At 69.8% G+C, this 10631-nt stretch carries 9 protein-coding genes; 1 reads left to right on the top strand and 8 read right to left on the bottom strand.

Annotation, left to right across the window (positions count from 1 at the left end; genetic code table 11):
* The coding region (locus APM_RS03785; RefSeq protein WP_007422030.1) for a trypsin-like peptidase domain-containing protein at positions 1-1330 on the top strand (1330 nt) is incomplete at its 5' end.
* 86 nt (positions 1331-1416) lie between these two features.
* Here APM_RS03785 and APM_RS03790 read toward each other — a convergent pair.
* From APM_RS03790 to APM_RS21980, 8 genes are all read right to left on the bottom strand, one after another.
* Positions 1417-1848: a heme-binding protein gene (locus tag APM_RS03790; protein ID WP_007422031.1), complete on the bottom strand. Its 432-nt coding sequence runs from the start codon at positions 1846-1848 to the stop codon at positions 1417-1419.
* Positions 1849-1987: 139 nt separating this feature from the next.
* The gene (locus tag APM_RS03795; protein WP_013639947.1) at positions 1988-3244 is read right to left on the bottom strand and encodes an ABC transporter substrate-binding protein; all 1257 of its coding nucleotides are present in this window, start codon (positions 3242-3244) and stop codon (positions 1988-1990) included.
* Positions 3245-3350: 106 nt separating this feature from the next.
* On the bottom strand, positions 3351-4541 hold the full coding sequence (locus APM_RS03800; RefSeq protein ID WP_007422033.1) for a hypothetical protein: 1191 nt from the start codon (positions 4539-4541) through the stop codon (positions 3351-3353).
* Positions 4542-4578: 37 nt separating this feature from the next.
* Positions 4579-5688, bottom strand: coding sequence for a chorismate synthase (gene aroC / locus APM_RS03805; RefSeq protein ID WP_007422034.1), 1110 nt, complete (start codon positions 5686-5688; stop codon positions 4579-4581).
* A 74-nt stretch (positions 5689-5762) separates the two neighbouring features.
* Complete coding sequence (gene cysN, locus APM_RS03810) at positions 5763-7628, bottom strand: sulfate adenylyltransferase subunit CysN (protein WP_007422035.1); 1866 nt, start codon at positions 7626-7628, stop codon at positions 5763-5765.
* Positions 7628-8554, bottom strand: coding sequence for a sulfate adenylyltransferase subunit CysD (cysD, locus tag APM_RS03815; RefSeq protein ID WP_007422036.1), 927 nt, complete (start codon positions 8552-8554; stop codon positions 7628-7630). Before cysD ends, cysN begins: the two co-directional genes overlap by 1 nt.
* A gap of 156 nt (positions 8555-8710) precedes the next feature.
* On the bottom strand, positions 8711-10237 hold the full coding sequence (locus tag APM_RS03820) for a Do family serine endopeptidase (protein ID WP_007422037.1): 1527 nt from the start codon (positions 10235-10237) through the stop codon (positions 8711-8713).
* Between the two features lie 219 nt (positions 10238-10456).
* Positions 10457-10624, bottom strand: a complete 168-nt coding sequence (locus APM_RS21980) for a hypothetical protein (RefSeq protein WP_241763099.1) — start codon at positions 10622-10624, stop codon at positions 10457-10459.
* Between the last annotated feature and the right edge of the window lie 7 nt (positions 10625-10631).

Below are 10631 nucleotides of genomic sequence, written 5' to 3' on the forward strand. Positions count from 1 at the left end.
TGCCGTGCCGGCGCCGCCCGCGGTCGCGCAGGTGGCGCGCGCGGCGCTGCCCGCCGTGGTGGATATCGAGAGCATCGATCCCTCCAAGGGAAAGGGCGACAAGTCCGGCGAGATGCCGCCGCCCGACCAGGGGGCGGCGGCGCCTTCGAAATCGGAGCCGGCGGACACGAGCACGCTGATCGTGCCGCCGAAGGCCGAGCAGGCGCTCGGCACCGGGTTCTTCATCAGCCCGACCGGCTATATCGTCACCAATCATCACGTCATCGCCGGGGCGAGCGAGATCAAGGTGACGATGCATGACGGCTCGATCTTCACCGCGAAGCTGGTCGGCTCGGACAAGAAGGCCGATCTCGCGGTGCTGAAGATCGACGCGCATCATCCGGTGCCCTTCCTGCATTTCGGCGACAGCTCGCAGCTGGTGCTCGGCGACTGGGTGGTGGCGATCGGCAATCCGTTCGGCCTCGGCTTCAGCGTGTCGGCGGGGGTGGTGAGCGCGCTGCACCGCGACATCGGCTCGGGGCCGTATGACGATTTCATCCAGACCGACGCCGCCATCAACCGCGGCAATTCGGGTGGGCCGCTGCTGGACGCGAAGGGGGAGGTCATCGGCGTCGATTCGGCGATCTACTCGCCTTCGGGCGGGTCGGTCGGGATCGGGTTCGCGATTCCGTCGAGCATGGTGCGGCCGGTGGCGGCGGCGATCATCGCCGATGGCGCGATGAAGCGCGGCTGGGCGGGGCTGCGGATCGAGCATGTGTCGGAGGACATGAAGGCGGCCTGGCATCTGGCCTCGACCGATGGGGTGGTGGTCGGCGGCGTGGTCGCGGACGGGCCTTCCGCCGGCAAGCTCGGCCCGGGCGACGTGGTGACGGCGGTGAACGGCCGGAAGGTGGCCACGGTGCATGATTTCAAGGTCGCGCTGGCGGAGATCCCGGTCGGGCACGAGGCGCGGATGACCTATGAACGCGGCGGCAGGACGGAGGAGGCGGCGATCACGATCGAGCCGGCGCCGGCCGCCAAGGGAAAGACCGGCAAGCCGGCGGCGAAGCCCGCGCTGGTTCCGACGGAAATTCCGGCGCTCGGCATCGGTGTGGCCGCGCATCCGGGCGGGGCGGGCGTGATCGTGATCACGGTCGCCAAGGATGGCCCGGCGGCGCGGGCCGGGCTGCTCCCGGATACGCTGATCGAGGCCGTCGGGCCGCATTTCGTCACGACCGCGGCGGCCTTGCAGGACGGCGTGAAGGCGAGCCGGAACGTCGTGCCGCTGCTGGTGGGCGGGCCGGCGGGAACGAGCTGGATCGTCGTGCCGCTGGGCGACGGCGCCGGCTGAAAGCGTGCCCCGGCCGGGCGGCGTGCCCGGCCGGGGACGGCGGCTTGCGACCAGACGATTGAACGGCCTTCCGGCGCGCCGGGCCGTCAGTTCGCGCGGGGGGTGAGGCCGGCGGCCTCGATGCCGGCGATGGCGCAGGCCTCGTCATTGTCCGAGGTGTCGCCGGAAATGCCGACCGCGCCGAGCACGGCGCCATCGGCGGTGACCAGCACGCCGCCCGGCACCGGCACCATGCGCCCGCCGGTCGCCGCGGCAAGGGCGGTGACGAAACCGGCGCCGCCGGCGTTCCAGCGGTCGAACAGCATGCGCGAGCCGGCGCCGACGCCGAGGCCGCCCCAGGCCTTGCCGGTGGCGATCTCGACGCGGGCGATGCCCGAGCCGTCCTCGCGGGCGAGGGCGATCATGTGGCCGCCGGCATCGAGCACGACGACGGTGAGCGGCGCGAGGCCGAGTTCGCGGCCCCTGGCGCGGGCGCCCTCGATGATGCGGTTGGCGGCTTCGAGCGTGAGACGGGACATCGACATACTCCGTTGGACTGGGTGATGGCGGATGTTTCGCGGCCCCGCGCCGCGAAGTCCAGATCGGGCGGCAGGAAAAACCCGCGGCCGGAGGATGGTCTCCGGCCGCGGGCCGTTCGGGTCTGGCCGGGAGGAAGGGCTATTTCGAGCCCGGCAGCTTCACGAAGCTCGGGAATTTCGGCTTCGCGTTGGCGAGATCCGCCGGCCAGATGACCTTCTGCGTGCCGTCCTGCCACTGGACGTCGATCCACCGGACGTGGCCCTTGCCATAGACGATGCCGTTGGCGAAGCGCGCCTTCGGCCCGTTGAACTGCATCGGCCCCTCGGTGCCGACGCGGTCGGTCTTGGCCAGGGCGGCGACCAGCGGCCCCGCCTTGGTCGATTTCGCCCGTTCGATCGCGGCGGCGAGGGCATACATCGCGTCATACGTGGTGAAGCCGGTATAGGCCGGCGAGGTGTGGAATTTCGCCTGGTAGGCCTTCATGAACGGCTGCGTCTTCGGCGTGATCGCCACCCCGGCGGCGGCCGGCGCGATGGTGATGACCCCCTGGGTTGCCCCGTTGGTCGCTTTCCAGAAGGTGGTCGAGGTTGCCTGCGAGCTGATGCCCATCAGCGGGATCGGCACGTTCTGCTCGGCCCACTGGGTGGTCGGCTTCACGCCGACATGGGCCCAGCCGGTGATGATCACGTCCGGGTGCATCGCCTCGATCTGCTGGTAGATCGGCGTGAAGTCCGAGGTGTTGGGCGCGAAGCGGATATCCTTCAGCACCTTGAGCCCGGCTTTCGGCAGGCATTTGTTGAAGCCGGCGTCGAGCGGCAGGGTCCAGGCGGCGTCCTCGCTCATGACGACCGCGGTCTTCATGTGGAGCTTGCCGACGAGGACGGATTTCGCCGCATCGCAGATGTTCTGCGCGAGTTCGCCGGAATTCAGGTTGGGCTCGAAGATGTATTTGTGCTGGGCGTAGTTGGCGTGCACGAATTCCGTGAGCTTGTTCGACGCGGCGCCGGTGATGAGGAAGGGCTCGTGCATGCGCGCCGCCCAGGGTTCGAGCGCCAGGCCCACCTCGCTGGTGAAGTCGCCGACGATGGCGACCGCGTGGTCCTCCCTGACCATGCGCTGGAACGAGCGGATCGCGTCCGTCGTGGAATTGTGGTTGTCCTCGATGACGAGCTTGATCGGCCGCCCGTTCACGCCGCCCTTGGCGTTGATTTCCTCGGCGGCGAGGGTGGCGCCATCGGCGATGGAACGGCCGGGAATCGATCCGAGCCAGGCGGTGATGCCGACCACGATGGGCTTCGGCTTGGCGTGGGCCAGCAACGGGAGTGCCGTCAGCGCGGCGACGGCAAGGATGCCCACGGAGTTGCGCCGCACCCGGCGCACGGTTCCAGAACTCATGTTTCTCTCCCCATTATGGTGGCCGGTGCGGTGACCGGCACGGGGAGACTGGGCCGAAGGTGACCCTTTGACAACCCTTGGCGAGGATCGGACCCGCCGGGCGCGTTCAGCAAACCGAGAGCACGGCGGGGGCGAGGGCCGGCAGCTTGCCGGCGGGATGCGTCGGGTTGCGGAAGCGCAGCGCATCGGCACCGTCCACGGCGCAGAGTTCGATCCGCGAGGTGCAGGTGACGGCGACGACCGGCCTCGCCTCGGGGAAGGTGAGGAACTGCCTTGCCTCGCCCTCCAGCGCGAGCTGCTCGCGCAGGAGGCGCCATTCCAGCCGGTCGGTATCCTCGATGAACATCGCGAGGATGCCGGGGCGGGTGCCGGTCAGCCGCGACGGCGCGAGGGCGGCGAGGCGGTTGCGCATGGCCACCGCCACCTCGTTCTCGCTGCCGGCGCGGGCGGCGAGGACGAAGACGCCCTGGCCGTCGCCGGTGACGGCGAGATTGGCCTCGGGGCCGAATTCGTGGCGCAGGCGGTTCATCAGCCCGTTCTCGCTGGCCTGGGCGGCGGCGAGCATCAGCGGGTCGAGCCGGAGGACGGCGGCCTCGTCGTGATCCGAACGCCTGGCCGAGGCGAGCATGAAGTTGATCCGCCGGTGCAGTTCGGCGAGGGCCTCGGTGCCGTCGGTCCCCGCCTCGCGCAGGCCGCGCGGGAGGGTCATTTTCAGCAGGTAGCGGCCGGGATGCGCGGAGAGCCAGGTCTGCAGGTCGGGGTCGATCCGGTCCATCAGCCGCATCCAGGCGGCGCGATGCACGAGGCGGCCGGCCTCGGCGGAGAGCGTGTCGCAGGCGATTTCCACCGCCGCGCCCTCGCGCGTGGCCAGCAGGTCGAAGCTCGCGCCGTCCTCGAGCCCGGCGAAGGCGACCTCGAACCCCATCGCGCGGTGGCGCTCGGCGGTATCGTGCAGGTGGAGCAGCGGGATCAGCGTGCCGTCATCCTCCAGCGCCGCGGCGAGCGCGGCCTCGAAGCGGACGCGCCCGGCATCGTCGAGCCCGGCGGCGAGGGGTTCGAGCGCCGCGACACGGGCGGCGAGAACATGGTCCACCGGCGCGAGGGGCAGGTCGCGCGCGACTTTCTCCGCGGCGAATTCGGCGGCGTGGCGCAGGGCGACCAGCCGGCCGTAACGGGGGCTCGACGCCGCCTCGTCATGCAGGCGCTCGATGCGCGCCGCCCAGGATTTTCGGCCGGCACGCTCGATCAGGGCGTTGACCTGGGTCCGGATGCCGGCGGGCGCGCGTGAATTGTTCATGGACAAATCGTCTACCTCACGTCACGCCCGGCCGCTATCACTTTTTTGCCAGCGGCAGGCGCCCGGCGCCGGTTTCGCCGCACTGGGCGCGGTGCAGCAGCAGCTGGTCGGCCAGAACGCAGGCCATCATCGCCTCGCCGACCGGCACCGCGCGGATGCCGACGCAGGGATCGTGCCGGCCCTTGGTCTGGATATCGACCTCGTCGCCATCGGAATCGACGCTGTGGACCGGGGTGAGAATCGAGCTGGTCGGCTTCACCGCGAAGCGGACGATGACGGGCTGGCCGGTGGAGATGCCGCCGAGCACGCCGCCGGCATGGTTGGCGAGGAAGCGCACCGTGCCGTCCTCGTTCATCCGCATCTCGTCGGCGTTCTCCTCGCCGCGCAGGGCGGCGGCGGCGAAACCGTCGCCGATCTCGACACCCTTGACCGCGTTGATGCTCATCATCGCCGCGGCGAGATCGGCGTCCAGCTTGGCGTAGACCGGCGCGCCGAGGCCGGGGGAGAGGCCCTCGGCGACGACTTCCACCACGGCGCCGAGCGAGGAGCCGGCCTTGCGCACGGCGTCGAGCTCCTCGGCCCAGGCCTTCGCGGCCTCGGGGTCGGGGCAGAAGAAGGCGTTGCGGTCCACCTCGTCCCAGTCGAAGCGGGCGCGGTCGATCGCGTGCCGGCCCATCTGCACCAGCGCGCCGCGGATGCGCACGCGCTCGCCGAGGATCTTGCGGGCGATGGCGCCGGCGGCGACGCGCGTCGCCGTCTCCCGCGCCGAGGAGCGGCCGCCGCCGCGCGGATCGCGGACGCCGTATTTCCAGTGATAGGCGATGTCGGCATGGCCGGGGCGGAAACGGTCGGCGATGTTGGCGTAGTCCTGCGAGCGCTGGTCGGTGTTCTCGATCTGCAGGGCGACCGGCGTGCCGGTGGTGACACCGCCATGGACGCCGGAGAGAATGCGGACGATGTCCGGCTCGCGGCGCTGGGTGGTGAAGCGGGACTGGCCGGGCCGCCGGCGGTCGAGGAAGGGCTGGATGTCCGCTTCCGAGAGCGGGATGCGCGGCGGCACGCCGTCGACGACGCAGCCGATCGCGGGGCCGTGGCTTTCGCCCCAGGTGGTGACGCGGAAGAGATGGCCGAAACTGTTGTACGACATGCCGGCTTATAGGCGCCGGCGGCGGCTCTCGGCTAGTGTTCTCCGGCCGCGCGGGGCGGCCGGAGACGGGGCCGTCAGAGGCCGAGGCCGAGTTGCGGGCGCAGCGCGGCGAGGAGCGCTTCGGCCAGCGCGTCGGGGTCCGCCGTTGTGGTGCGCAGGTGGAATTCGGGCGCTTCCGGCGGTTCGTAGGGGCTGTCGATGCCGGTGAAGTTGCGGATCTCGCCGGCATCGGCCTTGCGGTAGAGGCCTTTCGGGTCGCGCTGGCGGCAGACCTCGATCGGCGTGTCGACGAAGACCTCGTGGAACAGGCCGGGCTCGACGAGTTCGCGCGCCATGTTGCGCTCGGCGCGGAAGGGCGAGATGAAGCTGACCAGCACGATCATCCCCGCATCGGCGAAGAGCTTCGCCACCTCGGCGACGCGGCGGATGTTCTCCACCCGGTCGGTATCGGTGAAGCCGAGGTCGCGGTTGAGGCCGTGGCGGACATTGTCGCCATCGAGCAGGTAGGTGTGCGCGCCGAGCAGGTGCAGCTTCGTCTCCAGCGCGTTGGCGATGGTCGACTTGCCGGAGCCGGACAGGCCGGTGAACCAGAGGATGGCCGGGCGGTGGCCGTTCAGCGCCTCGCGGGCGGCGCGGTCGATGGTCAGCGCCTGGCGGTGGATGTTGCTCGCGCGGCGCAGCGGATGGCGGATCATGCCGGCGGCGACGGTGGCGTTGGTCATCCGGTCGATCAGGATGAAGGCGCCGGTGCGCGGGTTCAGCGTGTAGGGGTCGAAGGCGACCGGGGTGGCGAGGGCGACATTGACCGAGCCGACCTCGTTCAGCGTGAGCGAATCGGCGGCGAGTTCGTCGAAATTGTTGACGTTGACCTTGTGCTTGATGCGCGAGACGACGCCGGAGACCGTCGCGGTGCCGAGCTTGACGATATAGGGCCGGCCGGCGAAGAGCGGCGCCTCGGCCATCCAGACGAGGTCGGCGGCGAACTGGTCGGCGACGTCCGGCCGGGCGCCGGGACTGGCGAGCACGTCGCCGCGGGAGAGATCGACCTCGTCGGCGAGGGTGAGGGTGACGGCATCGCCGGCGCGGGCGGCGGGGCGGTCGCCATCGGCGGTGACGATGCGGGCGATGCGGGTGAGCTGGCCGGAGGCGGCGACCACCACCTCGTCGCCCGGCTTCACCTCGCCGCCGGCGAGCGTGCCGGCATAGCCGCGGAAATCGGCGTCCGGCCGGTTGACCCATTGCACGGGGAAGCGGAACGGCCCGGCGCCGGTGCCGCCGGGCTCGATGGTCTCCAGATGCTCGAGCAGGGTGGGGCCGTCATGCCAGGGCATGCGCGCGCTGCGATGGACGACGTTGTCGCCATGGCGGGCGGAGAGCGGGATCGGGGTGATCGTCTCGAAATGGAACCGCGCGGCGAGGGCGCGGAATTCCTCGGCGATGGCGTCGAAGCGCGCCTGGTCGAAGCCGATCAGGTCGATCTTGTTGACCGCGAGGACGACGTGGCGGATGCCGAGCAGGTCGGCGATGAAGGCGTGCCGGCGGGTCTGGGTCAGCAGGCCCTGGCTCGCGTCGACGAGCAGGATGGCGAGCTGCGCGGTGGAGGCGCCGGTGGCCATGTTGCGGGTATACTGTTCGTGGCCGGGCGTGTCGGCGATGATGAACTTGCGCCGCCTCGTCGCCATGAAACGGTAGGCGACGTCGATCGTGATGCCCTGCTCGCGCTCGGCCTCGAGCCCGTCGACGAGGAGGGCGTAGTCGATATTGGCGCCGTCGGTGCCGTATTTGCGCGAATCGCGTTCGAGGGCGGCGCGCTGGTCGTCGGGGATGTTGTCGGTGTCGAACAGCAGCCGGCCGATCAGGGTGGACTTGCCGTCATCGACCGAGCCGCAGGTCAGCAGGCGCAGCAGCGAGCGGGAGGCGGTCGTGCTCATCTCGTTCATCAGAAATATCCCTCGCGCTTCTTCTTTTCCATCGCCGCCGCATCGTCGTGGTCGATCAGCCTTCCCTGGCGCTCGGAGACGCGGGATTCGCGCATTTCGGCGAGCACCGCCTCGAGCGTTTCGGCATCGGACTCGATCGCGGCGGTGAGCGGGTAGCAGCCGAGCGTGCGGAAGCGGACCCTGCGCAGCTGCGGCACCTCGCCGGGGCGGAGGGGGAGGCGGTCGTCATCGACCATCAGGAGCTGGCCGCCGCGCTCGACCACCGGGCGCTCCTTCGCGAAATACAGCGGCACGACGGGGATGTTCTCGCGGGCGATGTAGTTCCAGATATCCGCCTCGGTCCAGTTGGAGAGCGGGAAGACGCGCATGGTCTGGCCGGGGGCGAGGCGGGTGTTGAACAGGTTCCAGATTTCCGGCCGCTGCGCCTTCGGGTCCCACCCGTGGCCGGCGGTGCGGACCGAGAAGATGCGCTCCTTGGCGCGGGATTTTTCCTCGTCGCGCCGGGCGCCGCCGAAGGCCGCGTCGAACTGCAGCTCGTCGAGCCCGGCCTTCAGCGTTTCGGTCTTCATCACCTGCGTGTAGGTCGAGGCGCCGTAGTCGAACGGGTTGACGCCGCGGGCGGCGGCCTCGGCGTTGTGGCGGACGATGAGGCGGAGGCCGAGGCGCCGCACCGTTTCGTCACGGAAACGGATCATCTCGCGGAATTTCCAGCCGGTATCGACATGCATCAGCGGGAAGGGCGGCTTCGCCGGGTAGAACGCCTTCATCGCCAGATGCAGCATCACCGAGCTGTCCTTGCCGATCGAATAGAGCATCACCGGGTTGCGGAACCCCGAAGCGGTTTCGCGGATGATCTCGATGCTTTCCGCCTCGAGCGCCGCGAGATCGGCATCGAGCGCGCCGGTTGCAATGTCGGTCATGGTCATGACGGCCCCGTTTCCGTAAGGAATATCCTTTCGAAAACAGAAACGCCTCCGGCCCGCAAGAGCCGGAGGCGAATTGAGCAGAAACCGGTTCCCGGCCGGGCCGCGGAGAGTATGCTGTGCCCCGCTTGCCCGGCCGGGCGGAAAAACGGTTCGCCCTTACTTGCCGGCCTTTTCCTTGGGCAGCGGCACCGCGACGAACAGGGCCTGGTTGCCGCGCATCACCCGCAGCGCGATCGCCTTCGCCTTCGCGGCTTCGGCCTTGCGGATCGCGGCGACCGCCTGGTCGGGGTTGTTCACCGTCATGCTGCCGACGCCGACGATGACGTCACCCGAGCGCAGCCCGGCCTCGTCGGCCGGGGAGTTCGGCGCGACATGGGCGATCAGCGCGCCCGAGACATTGTCCGGCAGGTTGAGCTGCTGACGGGCGGCATCGCTCAGCGGGGCGAGGGAGAGGCCGAGTTCCGGCTTGTGCATGGCCGGGCCGCTCTGGCTGCCGCCCGGCGCGAACGCCGCCTCGGCATTGGCCGGCATCTTCTCGACGCGCAGGTTCAGCTCGTGCGACGCGCCGCCGCGCAGATAGGTGATGCTGGCCTTGCCGTCCGGCTTGATGCCGGAGATGGCGAGGGCGAGTTCGCGCGGGTCGCGCACCATCTTGCCATCGACCTTGGTGATGATGTCGCCGGGCTTCAGGCCGGCCTTGGCCGCCGGCCCGTTCGGCATGGTCTCGGCGATCAGCGCGCCGTCGGCGCGGCCGTCATGCACGGGAACGCCCATGGCCTGGGCCATTTCCGGCGTGATCGTCTGCACCTGCACGCCGATGAAGCCGCGGGTGACGTGGCCGGACTTGATCAGCTCGTCGGCGATCCGCCTGACCATGTCGGAGGGGATCGAGAAGCCGATCCCGACCGAGCCGCCGGACGGCGTGAGGATCGCGGTGTTCACGCCGATGACCTCGCCGCGCTGGTTGAGCAGCGGGCCGCCGGAATTGCCCTCGTTGATCGGCGCGTCGATCTGGATGAAGCTGTCGTACTGGCCGTCGCCGATGTCGCGGCCGAGGGCGGAGACGACGCCGGTCGTCACCGTTTCGGCGAGGCCGAACGGGTTGCCGATCGCGATCACCCACTGGCCGGGCACGACCTTCGCCGAGTCGCCGAGCTGCAGGTAGGGGAAGGGCTTGTCGCGCTTGACCTTGAGCACCGCGAGATCGGTGCTCGGGTCGGTGCCGACGATCTTGGCCGGCAGCTTCGATCCGTCGGACAGCGTGACGAACACCGACTTCGCGTTCTTCACCACGTGATTGTTGGTCACGATGTAGCCGTCGGACGAGATGAAGAAGCCCGAGCCCTTGGCTTCCACGGCCTGGGGCTGCTGCGGCTGCGGAAAGGGGAAGGGGAAGGCGAAGGGCATGCCGGGCGGCATGCCGTTCTGCGCCTGCGTGTTGTCGGCCTGCTGGACCTTGAGATGCACGGTCACCGAGACGACCGCGGGGCTGACGTCCTTGACCAGGGGGGCGAAGCTCGGGATCGGCTTGAAGTCCTTCTGGACTTTCGACGTGGCGTCGAACGCCTTGTCGTTGGCGAAGGCGCTGTCGAGCGAAATCGCGGCAAGCGTGCCGCCGGCCAGCATGACGGCGGTGAGGGCAGCGAGCTGCCCGGGCCGGCGGCGGGCGAGGAACAGGTTCATTCAGTCTATCCTTCTTGTTCGGCCGGCGGCGCCGGCGGGAGATGGGCCGCCCCGCAAGGGGGCGCGAGATGCGCCGCCGGGAGCGTCGCAGCAGGCAGGGCGCCGATCCGATACAGTATCCATTCCGCAGGCGGGACAGTTCCCGAAATGGATCGATCGCCCGTATGCGGATATAGCGCGGTTCCTAAACAGCACTATCCCGGCCCCATGAAACTCGTTTCATTCTCGAACATCGACAAGGACGAGTTCCGTTTCTTCCGTGCCGGCCTCGATCACGATCGCGCGTTCCCCGCTCACCGCGACACCGTCGCGCGCGGCGGCGGCCCGCCCGTTGACGGTGACCGCGCCGGTGGCGGGGACGAGATAGGCCGCGCGGCCCGGCGCGATCTCGTGG

The sequence above is a fragment of the Acidiphilium sp. PM genome, from assembly GCF_000219295.1.
In the GTDB taxonomy this organism is placed as follows: Bacteria; Pseudomonadota; Alphaproteobacteria; order Acetobacterales; family Acetobacteraceae; genus Acidiphilium; species Acidiphilium multivorum.